Source organism: Mycobacterium cajalii, from assembly GCF_045809005.2.
Taxonomy (GTDB): Bacteria; Actinomycetota; Actinomycetes; order Mycobacteriales; family Mycobacteriaceae; genus Mycobacterium.
In genome coordinates this window covers 3068008-3093574 of the sequence record NZ_CM141436.1, presented here as the reverse complement: position 1 = coordinate 3093574, position 25567 = coordinate 3068008, and the positions used below count along the sequence as shown (strand labels likewise).

At 68.5% G+C, this 25567-nt stretch carries 22 protein-coding genes, 3 pseudogenes and 1 riboswitch; of the genes and pseudogenes, 5 read left to right on the top strand and 20 right to left on the bottom strand.

The annotated features are described in order from the left end of the window. Positions 1–53: 53 nt before the first annotated feature. From secA2 to ACJ512_RS14685, 5 genes and pseudogenes are all read right to left on the bottom strand, one after another. The gene (gene secA2, locus ACJ512_RS14705) at positions 54–2378 is read right to left on the bottom strand and encodes an accessory Sec system translocase SecA2 (RefSeq protein WP_407687661.1); all 2325 of its coding nucleotides are present in this window, start codon (positions 2376–2378) and stop codon (positions 54–56) included. Positions 2379–2443: 65 nt separating this feature from the next. After that, complete coding sequence (locus tag ACJ512_RS14700) at positions 2444–3304, bottom strand: DUF2254 family protein (protein WP_407687679.1); 861 nt, start codon at positions 3302–3304, stop codon at positions 2444–2446. 61 nt (positions 3305–3365) lie between these two features. After that, positions 3366–3635: pseudogene (locus tag ACJ512_RS14695) on the bottom strand (DUF2254 family protein); the annotation flags it as partial. 108 nt (positions 3636–3743) lie between these two features. Beyond that, positions 3744–4532: a DUF2254 family protein gene (locus ACJ512_RS14690; RefSeq protein ID WP_407687662.1), complete on the bottom strand. Its 789-nt coding sequence runs from the start codon at positions 4530–4532 to the stop codon at positions 3744–3746. Positions 4533–4575: 43 nt separating this feature from the next. Next, complete coding sequence (locus ACJ512_RS14685; protein WP_407687663.1) at positions 4576–6228, bottom strand: acetolactate synthase; 1653 nt, start codon at positions 6226–6228, stop codon at positions 4576–4578. 47 nt (positions 6229–6275) lie between these two features. Between ACJ512_RS14685 and ACJ512_RS14680 the strand changes: the two genes are divergently transcribed. Further along, entirely contained in the window at positions 6276–8195 is a 1920-nt protein-coding gene (locus ACJ512_RS14680) for an ABC transporter ATP-binding protein/permease (RefSeq protein WP_407687664.1), read from the top strand. 86 nt (positions 8196–8281) lie between these two features. Here ACJ512_RS14680 and ACJ512_RS14675 read toward each other — a convergent pair whose 3' ends face one another. The 3 genes from ACJ512_RS14675 to ACJ512_RS14665 form a co-directional block, all read right to left on the bottom strand. After that, positions 8282–9766 (bottom strand): FAD-binding protein, encoded by a 1485-nt coding sequence (locus ACJ512_RS14675; RefSeq protein WP_407687665.1) that lies wholly within the window; start codon positions 9764–9766, stop codon positions 8282–8284. Positions 9767–9921: 155 nt separating this feature from the next. Continuing rightward, positions 9922–10422, bottom strand: coding sequence for a VOC family protein (locus tag ACJ512_RS14670; protein WP_407687666.1), 501 nt, complete (start codon positions 10420–10422; stop codon positions 9922–9924). A gap of 114 nt (positions 10423–10536) precedes the next feature. Next, complete coding sequence (locus ACJ512_RS14665) at positions 10537–11220, bottom strand: TetR/AcrR family transcriptional regulator (protein ID WP_407687667.1); 684 nt, start codon at positions 11218–11220, stop codon at positions 10537–10539. Between the two features lie 111 nt (positions 11221–11331). On the opposite strand from ACJ512_RS14665, the gene ACJ512_RS14660 reads away from it, so the two are divergent. Next, positions 11332–11784 carry a nitroreductase family deazaflavin-dependent oxidoreductase gene (locus ACJ512_RS14660; RefSeq protein ID WP_407687668.1) on the top strand — a complete coding sequence of 151 codons (453 nt, stop codon included), beginning with the start codon at positions 11332–11334 and terminating at the stop codon, positions 11782–11784. On the opposite strand, the gene ACJ512_RS14655 is transcribed toward ACJ512_RS14660, so the two are convergent. Together ACJ512_RS14655 and ACJ512_RS14650 are read right to left on the bottom strand one after the other, a co-directional pair. Continuing rightward, complete coding sequence (locus ACJ512_RS14655) at positions 11785–12459, bottom strand: Rv1815 family serine proteinase (protein WP_407687680.1); 675 nt, start codon at positions 12457–12459, stop codon at positions 11785–11787. Between the two features lie 97 nt (positions 12460–12556). Next, positions 12557–13498, bottom strand: a complete 942-nt coding sequence (locus ACJ512_RS14650) for a sterol desaturase family protein (protein WP_407687669.1) — start codon at positions 13496–13498, stop codon at positions 12557–12559. A gap of 308 nt (positions 13499–13806) precedes the next feature. Here ACJ512_RS14650 and ACJ512_RS14645 point away from each other — a divergent pair. Next, positions 13807–14510 (top strand): annotated as a pseudogene (locus ACJ512_RS14645) (FAD-dependent oxidoreductase); the annotation flags it as partial. A gap of 16 nt (positions 14511–14526) precedes the next feature. On the opposite strand, the gene ACJ512_RS14640 reads toward ACJ512_RS14645, so the two are convergent. From ACJ512_RS14640 to ACJ512_RS14595, 10 genes are all read right to left on the bottom strand, one after another. Continuing rightward, positions 14527–15237: an MgtC/SapB family protein gene (locus ACJ512_RS14640; protein ID WP_407687670.1), complete on the bottom strand. Its 711-nt coding sequence runs from the start codon at positions 15235–15237 to the stop codon at positions 14527–14529. A gap of 225 nt (positions 15238–15462) precedes the next feature. Next, on the bottom strand, positions 15463–15783 hold the full coding sequence (locus ACJ512_RS14635) for a DUF732 domain-containing protein (protein ID WP_407687671.1): 321 nt from the start codon (positions 15781–15783) through the stop codon (positions 15463–15465). A gap of 20 nt (positions 15784–15803) precedes the next feature. Beyond that, entirely contained in the window at positions 15804–16130 is a 327-nt protein-coding gene (locus ACJ512_RS14630; protein WP_407687681.1) for a DUF732 domain-containing protein, read from the bottom strand. 248 nt (positions 16131–16378) lie between these two features. Next, positions 16379–17782: a PPE family protein gene (locus ACJ512_RS14625; RefSeq protein ID WP_407687672.1), complete on the bottom strand. Its 1404-nt coding sequence runs from the start codon at positions 17780–17782 to the stop codon at positions 16379–16381. Between the two features lie 37 nt (positions 17783–17819). After that, positions 17820–19079 (bottom strand): PPE family protein, encoded by a 1260-nt coding sequence (locus ACJ512_RS14620; RefSeq protein ID WP_407687673.1) that lies wholly within the window; start codon positions 19077–19079, stop codon positions 17820–17822. 266 nt (positions 19080–19345) lie between these two features. Beyond that, the gene (locus ACJ512_RS14615) at positions 19346–19564 is read right to left on the bottom strand and encodes a hypothetical protein (RefSeq protein ID WP_407687674.1); all 219 of its coding nucleotides are present in this window, start codon (positions 19562–19564) and stop codon (positions 19346–19348) included. Positions 19565–20238: 674 nt separating this feature from the next. Next, on the bottom strand, positions 20239–20580 hold the full coding sequence (locus ACJ512_RS14610; RefSeq protein ID WP_407687675.1) for a DUF732 domain-containing protein: 342 nt from the start codon (positions 20578–20580) through the stop codon (positions 20239–20241). A 102-nt stretch (positions 20581–20682) separates the two neighbouring features. Then, complete coding sequence (locus ACJ512_RS14605) at positions 20683–21906, bottom strand: PPE family protein (protein WP_407687676.1); 1224 nt, start codon at positions 21904–21906, stop codon at positions 20683–20685. Between the two features lie 31 nt (positions 21907–21937). After that, positions 21938–23134: a PPE family protein gene (locus ACJ512_RS14600; RefSeq protein WP_407687677.1), complete on the bottom strand. Its 1197-nt coding sequence runs from the start codon at positions 23132–23134 to the stop codon at positions 21938–21940. A gap of 16 nt (positions 23135–23150) precedes the next feature. Further along, positions 23151–23450, bottom strand: a complete 300-nt coding sequence (locus ACJ512_RS14595; RefSeq protein ID WP_407687678.1) for a PE family protein — start codon at positions 23448–23450, stop codon at positions 23151–23153. Positions 23451–23872: 422 nt separating this feature from the next. Next, positions 23873–24044, bottom strand: a riboswitch (M-box (ykoK) riboswitch). Positions 24045–24294: 250 nt separating this feature from the next. Here ACJ512_RS14595 and ACJ512_RS14590 point away from each other — a divergent pair. Continuing rightward, positions 24295–24579 (top strand): annotated as a pseudogene (locus ACJ512_RS14590) (integrase catalytic domain-containing protein); the annotation flags it as partial. Then, positions 24556–25431: an integrase catalytic domain-containing protein gene (locus ACJ512_RS14585; protein ID WP_461480127.1), complete on the top strand. Its 876-nt coding sequence runs from the start codon at positions 24556–24558 to the stop codon at positions 25429–25431. The pseudogene ACJ512_RS14590 and the gene ACJ512_RS14585, both read left to right, overlap by 24 nt. The last annotated feature ends 136 nt before the right edge of the window (positions 25432–25567 follow it).

The following is a 25567-nucleotide window of genomic DNA, read 5'->3' as shown; positions in this document are numbered from 1 at the left end:
ACCTTAGCCCCGTGATGATGTGGTTCGCACGACGGATCGGGCCGCGAACACCGTCAGCGGAACACCCCGGGCAGGCTCAGGGTCGACAGCGTGTCGTCGGAGAGCGGGTTGTCGTTGACCATGTAGGTCCACGTCGAGGTCGGACGGGCGAGCTTGGACAGGTCCAGGCCCGGCTCCTCCTCGAGGACGTTGGCGGTCTCGAACGTCTGCTGGGCCGCCTCGATCGCGTCGGCGGCCAGCGACGCGAACGCGTCGACCGCCAGCCGGTGGAACTCGTCCAGGGGGTTCTGCCGGCCCAGCGCGCGCAGGTGGATGCTCTCGCGGATGTCGGCCAGGTACGCCAGGTGATCGGCCCAGCCTCGGTCGAGGTGGTACAGCATGATCTGCCGGCAGATCGTCTCGAGCCGTTCCTCGGAGATCTTCTCCGACAGCTCCTCGTAGCGCCGGGGTGCCAGCTCGGCGAGCTCCTCGCGCGCGGTAGCGGTACGCAGCAACGTGTTTCGCCGATCGACGATGATGGCGCGCTGTTGGGCGATCAGTTGGTTGTAGCGCCAGGTGTTGGCGTGCACATCCAGCATGCGGCCCTCGGCGACGCGCTGGGCGTGGTCGAGCAGCCCGGCCGACTTGGCGCTGACGATCCGGCCGTCCTCGTCGGTCTGGGTGGGCAGCTTGTTGCGATCGAGGTTGGCCACCACCACGTCGTCTTCCCAACTGGAGAAGAACACCGTCGACCCCGGGTCTCCCTGGCGCCCGGCCCGGCCGCGCAACTGGTTGTCCAGCCGCTCGGTGTGGTGCCGGCCGGTCCCCACCACGTGCAGCCCGCCCAACTCGGCGACCTTGTCATGATCGGCCTCGTCGGACCCGCCGAGCCGGATGTCGGTGCCGCGTCCGGCCATCTGGGTGGACACCGTTACCACACCGTATTTGCCCGCCTCGGCGATCACCTGCGCTTCCTCGGCGTCGTTCTTCGCGTTGAGCACCACCGCCGGGATGTCGCGGCGCAGCAGACGCTCGTGCAGTTCCTCGGACTCGGCCACGTCGCGGGTGCCGACCAGCACCGGCTGGCCGGTGGCATGCACCTCGGTGATGTGCGCCACGATCGCGTCGTTCTTGGCGGCGGCGGTGATGTACACGCGGTCGGGCTCGTCCTCGCGGATGTTGGGCTTGTTCGGCGGGATCGGCGACACACCCAGCTTGTAGAACTGGCGCAGCTGCTCACCGGCGGCCAGCGCGGTCCCCGTCATCCCGCACACGGTCGCGTAGCGGTTGATCAGCGCCTGCACCGTGATGGTGTCGAGCACCTCGCCCGTCTCGGTGGTCTCGATGCCCTCCTTCGCCTCCACGGCGGCCTGCAGACCGTCGGGCCAGCGCTGCAGCTGGGCGATGCGCCCGCGGGAGGAGTTGATCAGGTGCACCGCGTCGTCGCGGACGATGTAGTGGACGTCGCGCTGCAACAGCACGTGTGCGTGCAGGGCGACGTTGACCTCGGTCAGCGTCGTGCCGACGTGTTCCTCGGAGTACAGGTCGATGCCGCCGAGCGCCTTCTCGACCTTGTGCGCGCCGGCTTCGGTCAGGTGGACGTTGCGGCTGTCGGCGTCGGTGTCGTAGTCGGTGCCCGCGACGAGTTCGCCGACCAGCTTGATGATCTCCAGGCGCGGTGTCTCCCGGTGGGTGGTGCCGGCCAGCACCAGGGGCACCAGCGCCTCGTCGACCAGTACGGAGTCGGCCTCGTCGATCAGGGCGACGTCGGGGTTGGGCGAGACCAGGTCGGCGACGTCGGTCACCAGCTGGTCGCGCAGCACGTCGAAGCCGATCTCGTTGACCGAGGCGTAGGTGACGTCGCAGTGGTAGGCGGCCCGGCGGTCCTCCCGCGTCGACTCCGCGGTGATCCAGCCGACGGTCAAACCCATGGCCGTCAGCAGGGCGCCCATCCACTCCGCGTCGCGGCGGGCCAGGTAGTCGTTGATCGTCACCACGTGCACGTGCCGGCCGGCGAGGGCGTACCCGGCCGCCGCGATCGCGCCGGCCAGGGTCTTGCCCTCACCGGTGGCCATCTCGATCACGTCGCCGGCAAGCATGCGCAACGCCCCCAGCAACTGCACGTCGAACGGGCGGAGCCCGGTCGCGCGCTCGGCCGCCTCCCGGGCGATCGCGAGGAACTGGGCGATGTCGTCGGACTCCGCGAGGTCGTCGAGCTTGAGCAGTCCCGCGGCCTTGCGGAGCTGCTCATCGGTCAGGCCGGCGGCCTCCTCGTCGTACTCCGACGAGGAGGTGACCGCGGCGAGGGAACGGCTGCGGTCCTTTTCTGTGCTGGCGCCGAGCAGTCGCCAGAACCGGCTGCTCAGGCCGCCAGGCTGGGCGCGGCTGGTCTTGGGCACAGCACAACGGTACGCGGGCCGGCGCCGGGCAGTCGCAGGTGGCGACGGCCAGTCCCGGCCCCGCCCTAGACGCTCAGTTCCCTGGCGCGACGTACGGCGTCGCGATGCTCGGGGTGGGCCGCCTCCGCCAGGTCGGCGAGCATGCGGTCGATCCGCTCGGGCACCTGCGCCGCATCCGAGCCGTAGCGCAGCGTCTCGCACACCGTCACCTGAAGCAGGTCGCCGAATTGGTAGCGCGGCATCACCAGCCGCAGCTCGCCGTCGGGTCCGCGGACCGCTTCCGACACCGGCGCGCGGGTTGCCAGCCGCCGCAACAACTCATGCAGCGCGTCCAGGGCCTGGCAGGCGGTGGTCGGATCGTTCACGCTCGGGGACAGCGCCTTCTCGATCATGTCGATCAACTGCCGGAAGCCGAACGCCACATCCTGTTGCAGGGTGCGCTCGGTGCCGAACTCCAGGTGCTTGCACGTCCCGTCGACGAGGCGGTCGAGGTCGTCGGGCGTGCCGTGCACCGTGAACAGCGGCGCCTCCAGCGGCACGAAATCCCCGACCCGAAGCTTCAACGCCACGATGCAGCCCGCCCGGGCAGCCTGCTTCGCGACGGCCGACTCCGCGATCGTGACCAGCATCCCCCGCTCCCGCGCCGCGATCACGCGGTGCGCCGCCGGCAGCTCTCCGACGGTGTCGGGCGGCCCCGCGTCGCGCGGACAGCGTCCCTCCAGGATCGCGCTCGCCAGGTCGCAGATCTCGGCGATGATCGTCGAGGCCCGCATCATGTACGCCACGCGACCGACATAGATCATGAACAACACGGCGCTGGCAAACACGAACACCGTTGCCACGCTGACCGCCAGGCGCGGCACCGGCGCGCCGGGTTTCAAGCTCTGCTCCACGACCAGCGCGTAGAAGAACGTCGCGACGAAGATCTCCGAACGTGACCTGGATGATGCGGTCCCGCATGTACATCTGCACCACCCGGGGCGAGTACTGGCCGCTGGACAGCTGCACCGCGACGAAGGCCAGCGAGAACACCATCCCGGTCAGCGAGATCATCGCGGTGACGATGGAGTCCAACGAGCTGCGGGCACCCGACGACGTGCCTTTGAACATGAAGGGCGCGGTCATCTCCGGGAAGGTGTCGTTGAAGGTGGTCAGCGCGAAGGCCAGCCCGACCGCGGCCACCGAGAACACCACCGGCACCAACCAGAATTGGGAATGCGGGCCGGTGGGGATGCGGTGCTTGCGCTGCGAGCTCATGGTTGTGCGACTACCCCTGCGGCGCTGCGCGGAACCGGTCACCGCGCCGGCGCCGCGCTGGTCGGACGCGTGGCGCGACACCAATGCCAACGCGCACGGCGGATTTCGTTATGCGTTGACCCGCCGTATCCAGTGCCGCACCGCGTCCTGATGCTCCGGGCGGGCGACCTCAGCCAGGTCGGCGAGCATGCGCCTGATCCGCTCGGGCACCTGCGCCGCGTCGGATCCGTAGTGCCAGATCTCGTCCACCGTGACGTCGAGAAGGTCGGCGAACTGATATCGCGGCATCACCAACCGCACCCGGCCGTCCGGCCCGCATACCGCGTCGGATGCCGGCGCGCGCGTGGCAAGCTGCCGCAGCAGACTGTGCAGCGAGTCCAGGGCCCGGCAGGCCGTGGTCGGATCGTTGATGCCCGGGGACATGGCCCGGTCGGCGATGTCGACCAACTGGCGAAACCCGAACGCCACATCCTGCACGAGGGCCCGTTCGGCGCCCAACACCACCCGCCTGCACATGCGGCCGACCAGCCGGTCCGGATCGTCGGGGTCACCGCGCACCGTCAGCAACGCCGACCCCTCGGGAACGAAGTCTCCCACCCGGCGCTCCAGCGCGACCACGCAATTCGCGCGGGCCGCCAGCTTGGCGAGGGCGGCCTCGTCCACCTCGACGAGCAGTCCTTCGCGCGGTGACGCGATCACGTGCTCCGGGGCCTCCGAGAGATCAGTTTCGGCGGGCCGGTCCGCGTCGGCCGGATAGTACCGATCCATCACCTGGCGCGACCGATGCGCGACCTCGGCGATCACGAGCGCGATCGCCACGGCCACGCAGACCGCCGGCACCACCCAGAACATCAACACCGGGCCGCTCGGGATCCGGTGCTTCGGCACCATCGGCATGCACTGCGCCTACCCGGTCCGGAGGGAACCATGCGGCGCGGCGTCAGGCCAGGTTGGATCGGCGCGGATAGGCGACGGCGGGGTCGGTGAGCACGTTGACGACGGCGGGCAGGCCACAGGTGAAGGCGCGCTCCAGCGCGGGCCGCAGCTCGGCGGGGGCGGACACGAGCTCACCGTGGCCGCCCAGGGCGCGCACCACCTCGTCGTACCGCGTGCCCGGGCGCAGCTCGGCCACCACCGAGTAGCCGTAGAGCGCCTCCATCGGATGCTTTTCCAGGGCCCAGATCCCGTTGTTGCCGATCACCGACACGACCGGCACGTTGTGGCGAACCAGGGTGTCCCATTCCATGCCGCTGAAGCCGAACGCGCCGTCGCCCTGCAGCAGCACGACCTGGCGGTCCGGATGGGCCAGCTTGGCGGCCAGGGCGTAACCCGGGCCCGAACCCAGGCACCCGAACGGGCCGCTGTCCAGCCAGCAGCCGGGCAGGTAGCTGTCGATCACCCGGCCGGCGTAGGAGCCGAAATCGCCCGCGTCGATGATGACGATGGCGTCGCGGTCCAGCATCGGGGCCAGCTCGGCGTACACCCGCATCGGGTGCAGCGGAATCCTGTTCTCGCCCAGGTCGGCCTGCTCCCCGGCGCGCGCGGCGTTCTCGGTCGCGCGCAGCTCCGCGGTCCAGTCCCGGTGGCCGGTGCCGTTCGCCACGGTCCCCTCGGTCAGGGCCGACAGGATCGAGGTGAGGTCGCCGTAGAGCGCGGCCGCGACGGGACGCGGATGGTCGCGCCCGGGTTCGGCGCGATCGGCGACGACGAGCTGGGTCTGCGGGCCGAACACCCCGCCGAAGCCGAGCCGGAAATCCATCGGCACCCCGACGACCAGGGCCAAGTCGGCCTCGCTCAGCGCTTTCGCCCGCGCCCGCGAGAACGCCATCGGGTGATCGGCGGGCACCACCCCCCGGGCCATCCCGTTCATCAGCACCGGAATCTGCCGCTCCTCGGCCAGCCGCAGCAGCGCCGCCTCCGCGTGCCCCCACCACACGTTGGTGCCCGCCATGATCACCGGCCGCTGCGCGGCGGACAGCAGGCCGACCGCATGCTCCAGAGCCTGGGAATCCGCCTGGACGCCGGGCGCCGGTTCGGCCAGGACCCCGGGCCTGCCGTCGTCGTCGGACATCGAGAAGACGTGGTCCATCGGGAAATCGACGAAGGCCACGCCCGACGGCGGGGCCACCGCGGCCCGCAGCGCCTCGTCGACGAGTCGGCCGGCGGCGTCGGCGGACTGCGCGGTGGCCGCGAACCGCGCCAGCGGCGCCACGAACGGCACGTGGTCGATCTCCTGCAGCGAACCCATCCCCCAGCGCCCCGCCGGGGCGCGGCCGCCGAGCACTACCAGGGGCGACTGGTTCTGCTGCGCCGCCGCCATCGCGCTCATCCCGTTGGTGACCCCCGGCCCGGCGGTCAGCGCCGCCACGCCCGGCACCCTGGTGACCTTGGACCAGCCCTCGGCGGCGAAGGTCGCCGTCTGCTCGTGGCGGGTGTCGATCAGCCGGATACCCTCGTCGTGGCAGCCGTCGTAGATGGAGAACAGGTGGCCGCCGGATAGCGTGAAGATGGTGTCGACACCGCTGGCCTTGAGTCGCCGCGCGACGAGCCGGCCGGCATGCATGGGCTGGGTTGAGACGGCGTCGGTGCTCATCACTGCAGCCTATCCGCCGCCTTCCGGGTACAAAGGAGACTCAGACCTTGGGCGCGAAAACGTTTAAGCCGTCGATCAATTGGTCGACGGCACCCGTGGAGTCGCTGCGGTGGGTCGCGCTGGCCTGGGTCATCAGCGCGGTCTGCGTGCTGGTCGTGCTGGTCGCGTTCAGGTACTTCACGCCCTGGGGACGGCAGTTCTGGCGGATCACCCGCGGGTACTTCGTCGGCGCGCGCAGCGTTCCCGTATGGGCGATGCTCGGCGTGCTGTTGCTGTCGGTGATCCTGTCCGTGCGGATCATGGTGCTGCTCAGCTACCAGGGCAACGACCTCTACACATCCGTGCAGATCGCGGTGCAGGGCCTGGCGGCCGGCAACGAAAAGGTCAGACAGTCCGGCATCCACGGCTTCTGGATGTCCCTGGTGATCTTCAGCCTGCTGGCGTCGCTCTACGTCGTCCGGATCATGACGGACATCTACCTGACGCAGCGCTTCATCATCGCCTGGCGGGTGTGGCTGACCGGCAACCTCACCGACGACTGGCTCGCCGGGCGGGCCTATTACCGGGACCTGTTCATCGACAACACCATCGACAACCCCGACCAGCGCATCCAGCAGGACATCGACATCTTCACCGCCAACGCCGGGGGCACGCCGAACATCCCGTCCAACGGGACCGGCAGCACGTTGCTGTTCGGGGCCGTCAACGCGGTGGCCTCGGTGCTCTCGTTCGCCGCGATCCTGTGGAACCTGTCCGGGAACCTCAACGTCCTGGGCGTGACCATTCCCCGTGCGATGTTCTGGGTCGTGCTCGTCTACGTGCTGGTCGCCACGGTCGTCGCCGTGTGGCTGGGGCACCCCCTGATCTGGCTGAGCTTCAACAACGAGAAGCTCAACGCCGCATTCCGTTACGGACTGGTGCGGTTGCGCGACGCCGCCGAGGCGGTGGGCTTTTACCGCGGTGAGCGGGTCGAGCGGGCGCAACTGTGGCGGCGCTTCACCCCGATCATCGACAACTACCGCAGGTTCGTGCGCCGCACCATCATCTTCAACGGCTGGAACTTCTCGGTGTCGCAGTTGATCGTCCCGTTGCCCTGGGTGATTCAGGCGCCGCGGCTGTTCGCCGGGCGCATCGACTTCGGTGACGTCGGACAGAGCGCGACGGCCTTCGGCAACATCCAGGACTCGCTGTCGTTCTTCCGCAACAACTACGACGCGTTCGCGGCCTTCCGGGCCGCGATCATCCGGTTGCACGGCCTGGTCGACGCCAACACGCGGGGCCGGGCCCTGCCGACGATCCTGGTCAAAGGCAGCGAGGAGGCGGCGGTCGAACTCCGCGACCTGGAGGTGCGCACGCCGAACGGGGACCAGCTGATCGACCCGCTCGACGTGCAGCTGGACCGGGGCGACTCGCTGGTGATCACCGGGCGCTCCGGGTCCGGCAAGACCACGCTGCTGCGCAGTCTGGCCGAGCTGTGGCCGTACGCGTCGGGGACGTTGTGCCGTCCCGACGGAGACAACGCGACGATGTTCTTGTCCCAGTTGCCCTACGTGCCGCTGGGCGACCTGCGCAGCGTCGTCTGCTATCCCAACTCGCCCGACGACGTCGCCGACGACCAGTTACGCGACGTGCTGGGCAAGGTCGCGTTGAGCCCGCTGATCGCCCGGCTCGACGAGGAGCAGGACTGGGCCAAGGTGCTCTCCCCCGGCGAACAGCAGCGTGTCGCCTTTGCCCGCATCCTGCTGACCAAACCCGAGGCGGTCTTCCTCGACGAGGCCACCTCCGCGCTGGACGAGGGGCTGGAATTCGCGTTGTACCAGCTGGTGCGCGCCGAGTTGCCCGATTGCGTGCTGGTCAGCGTCAGTCACCGGCCTGCCGTCGAGCAGCACCACGAACAACGGCTACACCTGCTCGGTGGCGGCGACTGGCGGTTGGGCCCGGTGGAGAAGGAGCCTGCGTCGGTCTAGCCGGCTGTCGGCCGGGCAGCCCTCGAGGCTGTAAATCTGCAGGACTGTACTCGCACTTTCCCTGCAGAATTGCAGGCCCAGCAGAATTACAGGCTCGGCGCGGGCGCCTGCGCCTCCCCGGCCCCGCGGGCCGCGTGCGCTCCCGCGCGGCGCCCGAAGAACGAACCCTCGCCCAGTTGCGTGCCGCTGGCGTACCCCTTGCCGTCCTGGGCGATGTTGGACGCGCAGGCGCCCACCGCGTAAAGCCCCGGGATGACGCTGCCGTCGGCGCGCTGCACCTCGCCGTCCACGGTGACCGCCAGCCCGCCGATGGTGAATCCGGCATACATCGCCTTGCCCAGCGACATGTCGAACGCGCCCCACGGACCCTTGTCCTGTGGCGCGAGGAATTCCGGTTGCTTGTGGAAGTCCGGGTCCTCGCCGCGCGCGGCGTAGTCGTTGTACCGGTCCAGCGTCGCCACCAGATTGCCCTGCGGGATGCCGAGCGCGGCCTCCATCTGGGGGACGGTTTCCCAGCCGTCGATCAGCGGCACCAGCGGCATCTTGGGGTGCTCGAGGTGCGCCTCGTCGACGATGAGGTACGCCGTGCTGTCCGGCTGGTCCATGATGAACCCGGCCGTCCTGGAATGGTAGGAGTCTTCGGCGACGAAGCGCTGGCCGAGCTTGTTGACGATGATCCCGGTCAGCAGGATCGACGGCGGGTAGGGCGGCGCGGAGATGAAGACCTGATCCATGTGCCGGGTGGCCCCTCCGGCCGACGCGCCCAACCGGATGCCCAGGCCGTCGTCGTAGGTGTTGCCGAGCACGAACGGCTTCTCGGCCAGTTTCGGGGTGTAGGTGGCCACCATGTCCGGGTTCATCACGAATCCCCCGGCGGCAATGATCACCGACTTCGCTTTCACCGCACCGGTTTCGGTGAAACGCTTCCAGGTGACACCGGTTACGGCGCCGGAATCGTCCACGACGAGCTGCGTGGCGCCGGTCTCGTAGCGGATCTGAACGCCCAGGCTTGCGGCGCGCTTGAGCAGCAGCTCGATCACCATGCTGGCGCCGCCGGTGTCGCCGGGGACGGGCACCTTGTGGCCGCGCGGCGCCGGCACCGCCTTCTCCAGGAACGGCCACACCTTCTCGTTGCCGGTGTACATCAAGCCCTCGGTGTTGGGCTGGATCACCGCCTTTCCCGGGAAGTAGCTGCGCTCGAACTGGAAGCCCAGGTCCTCGAGCCAGTCGAAGTGTTCGACGCTGCCGTCGCAGTAGGCGCGGATCTTGTCCAGCTCCGGCTCGCGCGAGACGGCGACCAGGTATTTGTACATCTCCTCGGGCGAATCGGGGTGGCCGGTGGCCAGTTGCACCGCCGTTCCCCCGCCGAGGTAAAAGTGGCCTCCGGCAAGGGAAGTGGTGCCGCCCGCCGCGGCGGCGCGCTCCAGCACCAGCACCCGTGCGCCGGCGGCCGCCGCGCTGACGGCCGCACACCCGCCTCCGATGCCGAACCCGATCACGACCACGTCGACGTCGTCGGACCAGGACTCCACCGTGTCCGCGCTGACCGTTGCTGGTGTCTCGGTGCTCATTGGCGCCACTCCTCCTCATCGCTGCGCTCTGCATCGTCGTTGGCGCGACTCATTGGCGCCACTCCTCCTCATCGCTGCGCTCTGCATCGTCGTTGGCGCGACTCATTGGCGCCACTCCTCCTCATCGCTGCGCTCTGCATCGTCGTTGGCGCGGCTCACCGTTGCTGCCGTTTGATGTAGTCGTAGAAAGCCCGCATCTCGGGCGAGACGTAGGCGATCTCGACGAATGGCACTCCCGCTTGGGGCGCCGACAGATAGGCGAACCGGATACCGCCGGGCATCACGCCCTGTTGCGCGACGGTGGCGCCATGGTCGCCGGCCCCGGCCAGCATCGCGTCGAACTGCTCGGGGCTGTCGGCCTCCGTGCAGATGTGGTGCAGTCCCGGTCCGGAGTCACGCAGAAAGTCACTATAGATGTTCTGGCCGCGGACCGGTGAGATCAACTCCAGTTGCATGTCGCCGAGGTAGCTCAAGGAGATGTCGGCGACGAAATCGGCCGGCGCGCCGAGGTAGCTGCAGCTGTCCGGAGCAAAGTGCACGCCGGGGATGCGAACCCATTTCCTGACTCCTAACAGGCCGGTGAGGGCCGTTTCGGTGGCGTCCAGGTCCCGGGTGACCCAGGCGATCTGCGTGGGCGCGTGAACGGAGAGGGTCATCGCCTCGCAGGATAGCCCAGCACGCGATCTTTGCCGTGACGGGCCGCGCCGCGCCGGTCGGTACCGGATGAACACGTTCTAATTCCGCCGCCGCCGAGGGCGCACGGTCGCGCGTCACGGCTGGCCGAACAGGCCGACCAGCAACTGGAGCTGGGCGTCGAAAACCGCTCCGGGCTCGGTCAGCGTGTCGGCGCCGTACTGGCCGAACACCTCCAGGCTGATGGCGCCCAGCACGCCCGCCCACAGCAAAAAGCATCTGGTGATCACTCGGTCGTCCCCTGGAAAGCCGAATTCCTGGCGGAGCCGCCGGAAATCGGACGACAGCGGCTGTGCCACAACGTCATTGGTTAACCGTATGTCTCCCGTGGCGATCCCGGCGGACACGGCGTCGAGGAAGGCCCCGACAACCCTGGTCCCGACCGCGACGGTGCGCTCCGCGGGGGCGTGATAGCCGGGAACGGGGCTGCCGTACAACAGGGCCCAGCGGGACGGGTGGGCAATCGCCCAGCCCCGCACGGCCCGCGCGATGGCGATGACGTCGTCGCTCCACAGTTCGCCGCCCGATTCGCGGGCCCGGTCCACGGTGTCGGCCAGGTCGGAATAGGCGTCGACCAGCAGCAAGGTCAACAACTCGTCGCGGCTGGCCACGTAGCGGTACACCGCCGAGGACACCATGCCCAGGTCGCGCGCGATCGCACGCAGCGACAGGCCCGCCGCGCCGCGGTCCACCAGGTGGCGGCGGCCCAGTTCGACGATCCGCGCCTCGATCTGTTCCCGCGACTCCTGGCGCTTCCCCACACGGCCAGTATCGCACAACCGAGATCACCGCTCTTGCTTTTCGGCGAAGGGCGTGGCACCGTGGTGGCAATTCGAGAGCGCCGCTCTCTGGTCTGTCGAGAGGACGCCACGGTGACCACCCACTATCAACAGCCGAACCGCGCCGCCCGGGCCGCCAACGTCGCGATCCGCTGGCTGGCCGAGATGGGGGTCGGCATCGCCGGGACCCGCGCGGTGCGGGTGCGGGGCCGCAAGACCGGGCAGCCGCGCACGGTGGCGGTCAACCTGCTGACCGTCGACGGCGTGCACTACCTCGTCTCACCCCGCGGCAACACGCAGTGGGCCCGCAACGTCCGGGCGGCGGGCGTCCTCGAGATGGGCCCGCGCTGGCACCGGGAGCGCGCCGCCGCCACAGAGCTGGACGACGCGGCCAAGCCCGACGTCCTGCGGCGGTACCTGGCCCGGTGGTACTGGCAGGTCAAAGATTTCGTCCCCGGCCTGACACCGGACTCCGGTGACGAGCAGTTGCGCGCCGCCGCGCCGGCGATCCCCGTCTTCGTGCTGGCCCCGGACGCCTCGCGCTGATCAGCGCGGGTTGGCGGTCGCGCCCAGGTCCTGGCGGACCTGGTCCGAGGCCGCCCGCCACGACACCGCGGCGGGGAAATCACCCCACATGCTGTTGAAGATCCCGACGATCTGCCCGGGTCCACCGTCGGGTGCCAGGTATACCGGTCCGCCGGAATCGCCCTTCATGCTCTGCACGCCGTGCGACATGGTGAACCACCCGTTGTTGACGCTCTCGACGGTCCCGCAGGTCTCACCGGTGACCACCCCGAAGTGGCACACCGGTTGGCCCGCCTGCACGGTGGCGGCCGGATTCGACTGCAGGGAGCGCCCGCCCGGCAGCACGGTGCTCGGCGTGACGCCGTCGTCCAGCACGATCGCCTCGTAGTCGTTGATGATCTGGTCGGTGGCGACCGTCGTTCCGCTGGGCGTGTTGTCCCGGAAGGTGGCCATCCGGCCGATCGCGTTGCCGCTCTTGTCGTAGACGGCTCCCCCGCCGCGGCAATGCCCGGCCGTGTACGCGACGCGCATCGTCGGGTCGACGTAGGCCAGAGTGCACAGCCGGTTGTCCTGCACGATCTCCATGCCCGGGTAGACCAGAGTGCCCTGCGCGCTGGCCGCAGCGGACGGCAACGCAGGCACGAAGGCCGCGACAATGACTGGGGCGGCGAATGCGCGCAATGCTCGGCGGCGCACCTTGGGCTCCGATCCGTCGGGGCCGAATCTCAACCTAATCGAGACTACGGCGTTACTTTCCCTTACGCAGGAGTCTTCGCGACGGTCGGCGCGGGCGTTACAGCGTCGTGACCATCGGGTCGGCGGCCCCGGTCCGCGCCGCCGCGCGCGGCACCCAGCCCGGCGGACCGAACACGTAGCCGAGCCGGTCGCGGTGGCGGCCGGCCGCTCGCCAGTCGCGGGCGATGGCGACGTATTCGCGCGTCTGCAGCTTCCAGATGTTGAACGTGTCGACCTGCTTGGTGAGCCCGTAGTGGGGGCGGAACACCTCCGGTTGGAAGCTGCCGAACAGCCGGTCCCAGATGATCAGGATGCCGCCGTAGTTCCTGTCCAGGTAGAGCTTGTCCATGCCGTGATGCACGCGGTGATGCGACGGCGTGTTGAAGACGAACTCGAACGGGCGCGGCAGTTTGTCGATTCGCTCGGTGTGGATCCAGAACTGGTAGATCAAGCTCACCGAGAAGGAAAAGAAGACCATCCACGGCGGAACCCCCAACCACGGCAAGGGAATCCACATCAGGACTTCGCCGCTGTTGTTCCACTTCTGGCGCAGCGCGGTAGCGAAGTTGAAATATTCGCTGGAGTGGTGCGCCTGGTGCGTGGCCCAGATCAGCCGTACCCGGTGCGCGACGCGATGGTAGGCGTAGTACAGCAGGTCGACGCCGAAGAGTGCGACGACCCACGTGTACCACCGGGACGACGGGAGGTGCCAGGGCGCCAGGTAGGCGTAGATCGCCGCATAGCCCAGCAGCGCCAGGGTCTTCCAGCCCCCCGTCGTGGCGACCGACACCAGGCCCATCGAGATGCTCGCCATGGAGTCGCGGCTCAGGTAGGCCCCGGAACCCGGCCGCGTCTCGCCGACGTCCGGTGCGATGCGTTCCAGCTTGCGGGCCGCGGTCCATTCCAGCGTCAGCAGCAGCAAAAAGAATGGGATAGCAAACAATACGGGATCCCGCATTTGGGGCGGGAGCGCGGACAGGAAACCCGAAACGGAACTCACCCACACAGACTATTGCGTCCGGCTATTGCGTCCGGGGAATTCGCGGATCCGGTCGGCTCGGCGCCGGCGCGAGACCTGCGGGCGTCGGGCGCGCCGCCGCGCCGCGTCGATGGCCGCCACCGTCACGGCGTGGTGAGACGATTGCGCGATCCGAGCCGCCGAGCGGCTCGGATCGGTGAAGTGTCGGGCGTTGACCGCTGTGCTGGTGATCGGCTCCGGGTTCGCCGGACTGTGGGCGGCCCTGGGCGCCGCGCGGCGGCTCGACGAACTCGCCGTCCCCGCGGGCACGGTCGACGTCACCGTGGTGAGCGAGCGAGCTGCCGAACGGGCTCGGCGGGCTGTTCGGCCCGCAACGGGCCGCCCCGCGCGTGGTCCTCGTCGACCACGGCGCGATCGGCTCGGACATGGGCCCTTCGGCACTGCCGGTGATCCGGCAGGCGTTGTCGGATAACGGCATCGACACCCGGATGGGGGCGAGCGCGTCACCGCGGTCGCGGAAAGGGGTGTGTCGCTGTCGTCGGGCGAGCGCCTCGAGGCCGCCACGCTGGTGTGGTGCGCCGGGATGTGGGCCAGCCCATTGACCGCGTGGCTGCCGGTGACGGGCGACGGGCTGGGCCGGGTGCCGGTCGACGGCTACCTGCGCGTCCCCGGGATCGCATCGCTGTTCGCCGCGGGTGACGTGGCGGCCGCCCGCCTGGACGAAGAACATCTGTCGGTGATGTCGTGCCGGCACGGACGTCCGATGGGTCGCCACGCCGGCTACAACGTGATCAGCGACCTGTTCGATGAGCCGATGCTGCCGCTTCGAATACCTTGGTACGTCACCGTTCTCGACCTCGGACCGGCCGGCGCGGTCTACACCCGGGGATGGGACCGGGCGGTGGTCTCGCGGGGCGCGCAGGCCAAGGCCACCAAGCGGGCCATCAACACCCCGCGCATCTACCCGCCGCTGACCGGTGACCGCGCGGCCCTGCTCGCCGCGGCCGCGCCGCAGCTGCAGGGCCGCCCCTAGCCGGCCCGGCCGGTGCTCAGTCCGGCTGTTGCGCCGTCTCCCCCGCGTACCACTGCACCGTGCGGACCCCCGGCTGCAGGGACAGTTCGGCCACCAACCGCTCGAGCTTGGCCGGGGTGTGGCCGTCCATGAGCAGATGCGCGCTCAGGGTGACCTCGTCGTCGCCGGTCTGGCGGGCGTGGATGCCGCGCAGGGTCATGTCGTTGCTGCTGGCGTGCTGCACGACCTGGGCGCGCACATACGTTTCCGCCTTGCGGCGGCAGGTCACTTGTACCAGGTACGGCTGGAGGCCCTCGTCGTCTTCGACGTTCTCGTCACGGTCGATCAGCCGCCCGAGCGGGCGCCCGAACACGTGGATCGCGAGGACCGTGCCGGTGCCGATCACCGTGAAGGTCAGATGTCCCGACGCGGCCAGCACACCGACCGCCGCCGAGCACCACAGGGTGGCCGCGGTGTTGAGCCCGCGCACGTTGACCCCCTCGCGCAGGATCACCCCACCGCCCAGGAACCCGATCCCGGACACGACATAGGACGCGACCCGGGTGGGGCTGGTGTCCTCGGTGGCGGCCGCGTAGAGCACGAACAGGGTCGCGCCGGCGGCGACGAGCGCGTTGGTGCGCAGCCCGGCCCGGCGCGCCCGCCATTGCCGCTCCAGGCCGATGAGGGCGCCGCAGCCGACCCCGACGGCCAGTCGCACCGCGAAATCGGCGACGCTCAGCGTCTGCATGACGGCACTTCCCCTCCCCTGCGCAGCATTGGGCACCGCCGCCGGGCCGGTGCCGGACCGTGTTGATCCGAGGCACCTAACCACGGGCAGGTGAACGGGAGGTGGACCCCGCGCGAACCCGATCGCACCGCGGCCACCGGCCGGACATCTGTGCGCCGCCCAATGGTCAGGCCGCATCCGACTGGGCCCGTTGACTATTCGTCACCCGCCCTGAATGCCCGGTGTCTAATGCGTCGCGGCGAGTCGTTGTGGACAGTAGTACTTCGCCGAGATCGCCACGAACAGGGTGGCGTGGTCCGCGCTCAATCCCGGATTACCGTCTTGCAGGCTGCGGACGAGCTCAGGGCCTGACTTGCCACTGTCGATCCAGCCGCATACGGCTTTGCCGAAAGCGATGGCCTTGTCGGGGGTGGTGTAGGTGAGGCCCGCGTCGCGCACCGTCGCCAGGAAACCCGTGTCGTCGAACGCGTCGTCCGGGCTCGCGGACGCGGGTGCGGCGCACGCGATCAAGAACGAGACGCCGAGCAGCGCCGGTAACCGTCTCATGCCGCCGCCACCCCTGTTCGTCAGGCCTTGGACAGCTGGTGGGGGCAGTAGTACTTCGCCGAGATCAACGCGAAATTGGACGCGTTCTCCATGTCCATCCCGGGGTTGTGCACCTTGACGTCGTGCACCACTTGCAGGCCGCTCTCGCCGTTGTCCAGGAAGGAACACACCGCCCTGCCGGCGGCGACGGCGCCCTCCCGGGTCGCGAAGGAGATGCCGGCCTGGTTCAGTGCGGCGACGAACCCCGCGTCGTCACCGTCCGGTTCCGGCGGCGGGTCCGCATACGCAGGCGCGGCGAAACCGATCATCGCCGCCGTGCCGAGAAGCGCAACGAACATTTTCATGATTTACTCCTTCCCTCGTGTCGAGGAAATTGTGCCGCCTGGTCTTCGACCGAAACCGCAGACCAGAAAAACTCTACCGTCGACGTTGCTGGATTAGCTGTGCCACCGCCATTCTCACAGCTGGTTCAGCGCTTTTTTCGCTCTCCGAGAAAACACCCTGAACTGCGTTTATGGCCTCACGCGCCGCCGATTTCGGCGCCGGATGCGGTGGGGGCGCGGTCGCCGGCCCTGCCCCGGAAAATGGTTGCCTCCTAAGTCATCTGCGCTTCTGAGGGCACGACTTTGGGCTTGCCCTTGGACAGGTGAACGGCGTGAATGCCGGGTTTTCTGGCCAGTTGCTCGAGCAGTGCGTCGAGCCCTTCCTGGTCGACATTGTGATGTTGCACGCTTTCGGGCTTTTCCGAAATCTGTGCGACCACCTTTTTCAGTTTCTCCGGCGAGGTGCCGTCCTTCAGCTCTTTGAGCGGGGTGAGGCGGCCGCGGACGCCGGCACGGTTCGCAACCGTGGGAGCGCCCGCGCCGAAAGCGCTGCCGAGCATGCCCGCCACCGACATCGAGCTGAGCAGCCCGCCCTCGCCGAGGGCGGCCGCCGGCACCGCCTCCGGTCCGGCCGCCGTCAACGCGGCGGCGACGGTCCGGATGGCCGGGGTGGCCGAGGCCCAGCTGGGAGGTACCGTCAGCGACCCGACCAGGGTGCCGCGGCCCAGGCTCGCCGCGACCGGGCTGACCGCGTTGTACAGCGTGCCGCGCCCGAAGCCCAGCGCTCCGAGCCCGGCGCCCAGCGCGTCCTTCGGCAGCGCGCCGTACGCGACGGGCGGGGCGAACTTGAGCCACTGCGACAGCGGGAAGTTGATGAGCAAACCGATGTCGTTGAACGTCGTGGTGATGCCGAGGGGAATCTTGACGGCGTTGTACACGGCCGCGTACCACGCGCTCCCGTTCGGGACGATCTCCAGGAGGTTCTTGCCGAGGGCCTGGTACCAGTTGGCGAGCCCGGCGAGATATCCGAGTGGCCCGGCCGCCGGAGTGAACGGGGGAATGATCGAGCCCAGGGTCGCCGCCGCGTTGGCGGCCGGGGTGGCGGAGGCGGCGCTGACCGCGGCGGCCTGCGTCGTCGAGCCCGAGCCGTTGGTGGTCGCCGGCGCCTGGGTGAACGCGGTCAGCTGGGTGGTGGCGGCCTCCGCCTCGGCGACATAGGTGTCCATCGCCAGGGCGTCCTGGGCCCACATCTCGGCGTACTGCGCTTCGGTGGCCGCGATCGCGGCGGTGTTCTGCCCGACGATGTTGGTCGCCACCAGCGATACCAGCTGGGTCCGGTTGGCCGCGACCTCCTCCGGTGGCACCGTCGCCCCGAACGCCGTCTCGTAGGCGGCCGCCGCCGCGGTGGCCTGGTTCGACGTGTGCGCGGCCTGGGCGGCGGTGGTCTGCATCCAGGCCAGGTACGGCGTGACCGCGGCCACCATGCTCACCGACGAGGGGCCCACCCACGGTCCGCTGCTCAGCGTGTCGATCACCGACGAGTAGGCGGAGACGGTGGACTGCAATTCCGAGGCGAGTGTGTCCCAGGCCGCAGCCGCGGCGACCATCGACTCGGCGCCCGGGCCGGCGTACATGCGGCCCGAGTTGAACTCCGGCGGAAAGGCTCCGTAGAACATCGCTATACCCCTTGCCTGGTCGTGTCGGTCATCGCGGTCAGTCCTCGAGCGCCGGGATCACGATGATGGTGGCGGTGGCCGCCTCGGCTTCGATGACGCCGCCCAGCGAGCCCGCCGCCACGGAACCTCCCGAGGAGTAGGTCGCCCCCGCGGCCACGGCACGCCCCGCCAGGCTGGACAGGGCCATCTGACTGAAGACGCCGCCTTCGGGAGCCAGCGAGGCGGTGGGCGCGGCGGCGATGTTGGGAAACACCGAGGCGAGCGTCCTGATCGCCGGTGCGGCCTCGGTCCAGCCCTGCGGCACCGACATGCTTCCGACCAGGGCGGCCCTGCCCATCGACGCCGACACCGGCGCACCGCCGACGGCGGCGCTCAACATCGGCTTGACGGCGCCGCTGGTCAGCGGCGCCAATGCGCCGGAGATGGCTTTGGGGCCGGCGAGATAGGCGGCCGCGCTTTGCCCGTTCTGGCCCCACGCGTACACCTGCCCGAAGGACAGGAACGGGCCGCCGGGGATGGTGCTCCACGACTGGGGCGAATAAATGCCGGTGAGCGCGCCGAAGATCGAGTTCCAGTTGTTCAGCGCGTTGGGCAGAGTCGAAGGCAGCGTGAGTCCCGGCGTCGCCGCGTTGGTGGTCGCGCCCGTCGCCAGGCTCTGCAGCGCGCCCGGGACGGAGCTCGTCAGCTGCGACAGCTGGCTACCGATGTTGAGGCCGCCCGAGGTGCCCGATCGGCTGACGGCGGCCGCCTGCATCGGCCCGCCCGAATTGTTGGTCGTCTGAGGCGGGTCGAGGAACGGGATCAGCTGTGCGGCGGCCGCCGACGAGCCGGCGTAAGCGTACATGGCGGCGGCGTCCTGGGCCCACATCTCGGCATACTGGGCTTCGGTGGCGGCGATCGTCGGGGTGTTCTGCCCCAGGATGTTGGTGGCGATCAACGCCATGAGCAACGCGCGATTGGCCACGATCACCGGAGGCGGGACCGTCGCCGCGAAGGCCGTTTCGTAGGCGGCGGCGGCAACCTTGGCCTGGGCGGCCGCCTGCTCGGCCTGCGAGCCGGTGGTACTGATCCACGAGACGTAGGGGGTGGCCGCGGCCGCCATCGCGATCGAGGAGGGACCCACCCACGGCCCCACGGTCAAGCCCTCGACCGTGGAGCTGTACGACGCGGCCGTCGACCGTAGTTCGGCGGCCAGGTCGTCCCAGGCCGCCGCCGCCGCCAGCATCGGGCCCGACCCCGGACCGACATACATCCGCCCAGAATTGATCTCCGGCGGAAGCGCGCTGAAATCTATCACCTGTCTACCTCCGGTCCTTTCAGGTAGCCGTCATCGTAATGACGACGCGCGTAGCCCTGCCCCCAAAACTGTCCGAGCTCTTATGGAATCCAAAAAAACGTGGTTTCTGCGTCTCAAAAGCTTTGCTGCAGATCTTATTTTTGGCAGATCTGCGCAATCTCGGGCTCATCGAGGTGCCACGATATTGAGGCGTTGTTCCAGCGGAGTAAGCACAATGTTACGAACATGTGTCACGACGAGGCGGGCGGTGGAGAGAACGCTTTCGGTCAGTGACCATGCTCAAGGCGAGATGCCTTATCTTTCAGTGTGTTCCGCGTCGCACGCGCCACCGACAGCAGCTCGCTACGGTGATGCCCCGCGTCATACGAATGAGCGACGAAACCCAGGTTCAACGACGACAGACCGCGTGCGCTGTCCGTTTCTTTTGGGGACAAAAAGAATTTTCTTCCGCCGCCATTTTGGTAATCCAAATACAATTTTTCCACAGGGCCAAGTAAGGCCAGTCGTCACTAGCTTTTGGAGCCGGTTTTGCGCGATTGAGGGAGTCCAGCCTTTCGGCCATGGTTATTTTCCCGCAACGAACCCAAACCCGTCGCCGCCGGCGGTGCCCCGGACGTCAACGGGATGCGCGGTCCGCCGGCGGGTGCCTGCCGGCTCGAGCCAGCGGGCGGCCGCAGTCCACCGGGCTGACACATCCCCGGTGCCCGGTCTGCAGCGCAGCACCATGAGTGCCCCTATGGCTTTCGGCCTGCGGCACGGGCGGGTAAACAGCAAACGTCACCATCGCTCCCCGGGATGTCACCACGTAGGTTAGCGAGGCATAGCTGCGCCAGCGCTGATTAGCTGCTGTGTGTTTCCTGCCAAGTCGCTTTGCCCCGTTCGCTCTGCTGAGCCAGCCGAAATAGCGCCCCACCGGATCACCCGAGCCGGCGTGCGTCGTTGCCCGACGCATCCCGTGGCCGTCGGGCGGGGACTAGCGCGGAGTCCGGCGAGTTACCCACCGGAGGCCGCTGAGCGGCTGCCGAACGCGCCGCGCCGAGGCCGTGGATAGCAATCAGACAGCAGCTGGTCACAGACACCGCTTCCGCGGGTCACAGACACAACAATGCAGGTCAAACACGCGTTTCACGAGTTTGCCCGAGGCCGTGCCCCATGCACCTCACCTGCTCTTGTCGCTGCTGCTGCCGTCCCCGAGTTGCTCGGGGCAGAAAGACCGGGCGGCGGCTTCGGCGAATTTGGCGGCACCGTCCAGGGTGAATCCGGGGTTCAGCTCGCGGATGTCCTTGAGGATCTCAGGCTCGCTGGTGCCCGCACTGGCCATGCCGCAGACCGCTTGGCCGGCTTTGACGGCGCGGCCCGGATCGTGGAAGGCGATGCCCGCCTTGCGGATGGTCATCAGGAAGGCCGCCGTATCGCCGTCATCGGAATCGGCGTGAGCCAGCGGGCTGACGGCGAGAACGGTGGCGAGGCCGGCCGATGCGGTGAGAAGTTTGAGCGTCATGGCGTGTCCTTTGTCCGTGATGTCAACCGGGTCCTGGATTTTGGTGAGTCCTTGGTTGTGGCCGGCCCTTGCCGCCCGACGGCGGTCTCGACCGGTCGTGGGTCAACCTGCTGCAGGTGGCCGCGTGATGATGCGGGGGCGGAATCCGTAGATCGGGGCGCTGAACTCGTCTTCGTGCGGCCCGGTCATGCCTGCCAGGGGCAGGCCGGGCATGCCGACGGGCCCGGTCTCTTCCATCACCATGGGGGTGGCGTTGCTCAGGCTGTGGTAGGCCCCGGCGCCGATGCGGCTCGTGGCAGCTGCGACCGGGTTGACCGTCGCCCCGCTCGCACCCCAGGCCGGGGGCACCGATACGGCCCCGACCAGGCTGGCGTGCCCGAGCTGAGCCGACACCGCCGCGGCCGAAAGACTCGGCAGGCCCGGGGCCGCCCCGATCGGCCCGGTCAATGCCAGCCCCGCGGCCAGGTCCGACATGTCGAACGAGGCGCCGCCCTGGGTGGCGAACAGGAAGCTGTACGCCGTGACCGAGTCGATCATCGACGTCGGGTTCATCATCCCGTTGGTGGTCAGCGCGTTGGAGAAGTTGGAGATCGTGTTGTTGTTGAGCGCGCTGCCGAACAGCGTGCCGGTGTTTCCGTCCAAGAGGTTGAGCAATCCGGCCAGGCCCGTGGTGGAGGTGCCCGTGTTGGGTGCCAAGCCCAGCCACGCGAAGAGATCGGACGACGATGCGGTGGTCGCCGACGCGGTGGTCGCCGAGGTGGAAGCGGCCTGTTTGGCGCCCTGGGTCGACCCCCCGGAGTTGGTGGTGGACGGCGGTGCGGTCAGCGAAGTCAACCGGGTTGCCGCCGCCGACGCGCTGGCGTAGCCGTTCATCGCAGCGGCGTCCTGCGCCCACATGGATCCGTACTGGGCTTCGTTGGCCGCGATCGCCGCGGTGTTCTGCCCGACGATGTTGTTGGCCACCAACGTCGCCAGCTGTGCGCGGTTGGCGGCGATCACCGGCGGGGGCACCGTCTCGGAAAATGCCGTCTCGTAGGCGGCTGCCGCGGCGTCGGCCTGGGCGCCGGCCTGTTCGGCCTGTTCCGCCGCAAGGGCGAGCCATTCCAGGTAAGGCCGCGTCGCAGCCGACATCGACGTCGATGACGGGCCAAGCCAGCTCTCGTCGGTCAACGCCGTGATGACCGAACCGTAAGCGGCTGCCGTGGAGCGCATTTCGCCGGCAATCCGGTTCCAGGCGGAGGCCGCGGCGGTCATCGACGCCGAGCCCGGCCCCGAATACATCCGGGCGGAGTTGATCTCCGGCGGCAACATCGCGAAATCCAGCATGACTCTTCTCTCCTGCATTCTCCGAAAGCGGCTATCCGGCCGCCGGCGGGCGCGGGATCACGACCGGGCGGAACCCGTACTTCGGGATAGCGCGGCGACGCCCGGCCGCGCCGGTGATCGGCCCCGCGAAGCCACCCGGCCCCCCCGCGGCCGGCGAGGAGCCGATGTCGCTCAAGCCGGTGACCGGCGTCGCCGCGTCAGCGGGGCTGATCGCCGCCGCCGACGCCCAACCGGGTGGAACCGACACCGACCCGACCAGGCTGGCATGGCCCATCGCGGCGGACGCCGTGGACGCGGTGGACGCCGCGGACCCCGCGGATACCGCGCCCATGAGCCCCACCCCGGGTAGCGGTAGCACTTCCGAGCTCGCCGCGGCGATGTCGCCCAGACCCTTGAGCAGCCCACCGGCTTTGGCGGCGCCCAGGAAGCTGAAACCCGCGACCGACCCCAGGATGAAATTCGGTGCGTAAGGACCACCCGCGAGGGCTCCGTTGACAACCGTGCCGGAGAAGAAATTGCTGGCCAGGAAGTCCGCCACAGCCGAGCCGTTCGTGTCGTTCAGGGTGGCTGCCAGCCACGACGAAACCGATCCCCACGACAACGAGGACGACCCCGCGGGCGCGAGGCTGGACTGCACGGTGCCGGCCGGCGTTCGTCCCGCCTGGGTGACCGCCGCGGTCTGGGTGGTGACCCCGTCGGTCCGGGTGCCGGTCGGCGGGGCGGTGAGTGGAGTCAATTGGGTGGCCGTCGTCGAAGCGCTGGCGTAGCCGTTCATCGCGGCGGCGTCCTGGGCCCACATGGCGGCGTATTGGGCCTCGTTGGCCGCGATCGCCGGGGTGTTCTGGCCGAAGACGTTGGTGGCCACCAACATCGCCAGCTGTGCGCGGTTGGCGGTGACAACGGGTGGGGGGACCGTCGCCGCGAACGCCGACTCGAAGGCGGTCGCGGCTGCGAAAGCTTGGCCCGCGGTCTGCTCGGCCCGGGTGGCGGCGGTGTCCAACCATGTCAGGTACGGTGTGGCCGCGGCCAGCATCGACATCGACGATGGGCCCAGCCAGCCGGTGCTCGTCAGCTCCACGATCACCGATCTGTATGACGCCGACGCCGAACGCATCTCGGCGGCGATCGTGTTCCATGCGCCGGCGGCGGCCAACATCGAACCGGATCCGGGACCGGAATACATTGTGGCCGAATTGATTTCGGGCGGTAGCGCGGCGAAGTCCAACATTGTTGCCCCTGCCGGGTTAACGGGCCGCGGCCGCGTTGGCTGCTTCGGTGGCGGCATACGATCCGGCGCTGGCCGCCAATGTGGCCACGAACTTCTCGTGGATTTCGGCGGCCTGGGCGCTCAATGCCTGGAAGGTCTGAGCGTGCCGGGCGAACTGAGCGGCCGTCAGCATCGACACGATGTCGGAGGCGGCAGGTACCACCCCGGTCATCGGCGGGGCGGTGGCGGCGTGCTCACCGGCCAGCGTCGAACCGATCTGCTGAAGGCGAGCGGCAGCAGCGGCCAAGGATTCCGGCTGCGCGGTAACGAACAGCATTCCAAGTCTCCTCACAGGCCCGTAGGCGCCGATGCAGGCAGCCTAGATGAAAATGACAATCGTTTCTATCGCACGGGTAAACTGTCGTTCCGACCGGGTGGTTGCTGGCCGTTCCGGGAGTCCCAGCCGTGACGGCCCGCGCTTAGCTTAGCTTAGCCAAAGCTTAGGTGCTTCATGCAAGTGAATTGCAAGAAAATTACACTACGTACAACGACGGCGGTCATCACCAGAGGTTGAAAGTGCCGGCTTTTAGGACTCGCTCAGAGTTTGGGAGCGGCCACGGTCGGATCGAGATGGTCGTCGAACTCGGGATGCGGACTATCGCCTGGGCTCATTTCGGTCCTCACCTCCTCGCGGCCGGGGCATACGCTGATGCCGTCAGGGCACTTCGGAAGTGTGAGCCCGAGCGGGAAATCCCGGGAGCCGCACCTCTCTCGTCAGAGCTTTGGCACCACACGGCGTATTCGGCCGGAGCCGAAAGCCACTTGGGCTCAACCCTTAAGCCGGGAGGAGCTGTCCTGACCCTGGGCGTCTTTCGACGTTCGAGGTCAGTGGCCTGTATCCGCGTGGACGCCTCACCTAGCGAGGTGCCTACGTGCACGATTCTTACACTCCAAGGCGCCGGGAGTCAATGCGGCGGCGTGCCTCACCTACTTTGAGCGCGTGGCCGGTGGTGATGCCTCAGCTATTTTGAGCGCGTAGCGCGGAAGGCTTGCCCGGTATGGAGGGCAAGATCGACATGGCCGCAAGACGGCAGGTAACCAACAAACTGCGAGGTCAGTACGGCAAGGCGTGCAAGGCGGACAAGACCAAGATCCTGGATCGGGTGGTGGCCACCACCGGGATGGGCCGTTCGACGGCCCGGCGGATGCTGACCGGCCCGAGACTGGTGGATCCGGCCGAGCAGGTCGACAGGCGATCGTTGCGGGCGCGGGGCTTCAGCGACGACGCCAGGGCGCTGCTGGAGCACGTGTGGGCGTTGATGGGCATGCCGTGCGGCAAGTACCTGGTGGTCATGCGTGATCTGTGGCTGCCGTTGCTGGAGAAGGCCGGTGATCTGGACAAGCCGTTCGCCACCGAGGCGGCCATGGCCGGGGTGAAGGCGATGAGCGCGGCCACCGTGGACCGCTACCTCAAACCCGCCCGGGATGCGATGCGCATTAAGGGCATCTCGACAACGAAACCCTCACCGCTGCTGCGGAATTCGATCGCCATCCGCACCTGCGCCGATGAGGCGCCCAAGGTCCCGGGGGTGATCGAGGCCGACACCGTGGCGCACTGCGGCCCGACGCTGATCGGCGAGTTCGCCCGCACCCTGACGATGACCGACGTGGTCATCGGCTGGACCGAGAACGCTTCGATCCGCAACAACGCCTCCAAGTGGATCACCGCTGGCATCGAGGAGTTACAGCGGCGGTTCCCGTTCCCGATGGTGATCTTCGATTCGGACTCGGGGTCTGAGTTCATCAACCACGAGGTCGCTAACTGGCTGCAGGCCCGCGACATCGAACAGACCCGCTCGCGGCCCTACCAGAAAAACGACCAGGCCCATGTGGAATCCAAGAACAACCATGTGGTGCGCAAACACGCCTTCTACTGGCGCTATGACACCCCCGAGGAGCTGGAGCTGCTCAACGAGCTGTGGCCGGTGGTGTCGCTACGGTGCAACTTTTTCACCCCGACCAAAAAGCCCGTCGGCTACACCACCACAACCAACGGTCGCCGCAAGCGCGTCTACGACAAGCCGGCCACCCCGTGGCAGCGCCTACAGGAATCGGGTGTCCTTGATGCGCAACAGCTTTCAAACGTGGCCACCCGAATTGAGGGCATCAACCCCGCCGATCTGACCCGCCAGATCACCACCATCCAGATGCAGCTGCTGGACCTGGCCAAAGCCAAGACCGAGGCCCTCGCCGCCGCCCGCCACATCGACCTGCAAGCATTACAACCGTCAATCAACCGATTGGCCAAGGCGAAGTAATGCAAGCCCCCCACGCGCTCACTATGCGTGAGGCACCAGCCACCGCTTCGCGCTCACTTTTACGTGAGGCACCTCGTGCGGCGCGACGTGCCTCACCGGCTTTGAGCGCGGAGCACGGTACGGCTTGCCCGATGTG

Coding starts and splice junctions, on each gene's coding strand:
- ACJ512_RS14625 (WP_407687672.1), bottom strand. CDS start 17,782: ATGTTCTACGGAGCCTTTCCGCCGGAGTTCAACTCGGGCCGCATGTAC.
- ACJ512_RS14685 (WP_407687663.1), bottom strand. CDS start 6,228: ATGAGCACCGACGCCGTCTCAACCCAGCCCATGCATGCCGGCCGGCTC.
- ACJ512_RS14690 (WP_407687662.1), bottom strand. CDS start 4,532: ATGCCGATGGTGCCGAAGCACCGGATCCCGAGCGGCCCGGTGTTGATG.
- ACJ512_RS14675 (WP_407687665.1), bottom strand. CDS start 9,766: ATGAGCACCGAGACACCAGCAACGGTCAGCGCGGACACGGTGGAGTCC.
- ACJ512_RS14670 (WP_407687666.1), bottom strand. CDS start 10,422: ATGACCCTCTCCGTTCACGCGCCCACGCAGATCGCCTGGGTCACCCGG.
- ACJ512_RS14610 (WP_407687675.1), bottom strand. CDS start 20,580: ATGACGCTCAAACTTCTCACCGCATCGGCCGGCCTCGCCACCGTTCTC.
- ACJ512_RS14635 (WP_407687671.1), bottom strand. CDS start 15,783: ATGAGACGGTTACCGGCGCTGCTCGGCGTCTCGTTCTTGATCGCGTGC.
- ACJ512_RS14600 (WP_407687677.1), bottom strand. CDS start 23,134: ATGTTGGACTTCGCCGCGCTACCGCCCGAAATCAATTCGGCCACAATG.
- ACJ512_RS14595 (WP_407687678.1), bottom strand. CDS start 23,450: ATGCTGTTCGTTACCGCGCAGCCGGAATCCTTGGCCGCTGCTGCCGCT.
- ACJ512_RS14585 (WP_461480127.1), top strand. CDS start 24,556: ATGAGCGCGGCCACCGTGGACCGCTACCTCAAACCCGCCCGGGATGCG.
- ACJ512_RS14640 (WP_407687670.1), bottom strand. CDS start 15,237: ATGCAGACGCTGAGCGTCGCCGATTTCGCGGTGCGACTGGCCGTCGGG.
- ACJ512_RS14605 (WP_407687676.1), bottom strand. CDS start 21,906: ATGCTGGATTTCGCGATGTTGCCGCCGGAGATCAACTCCGCCCGGATG.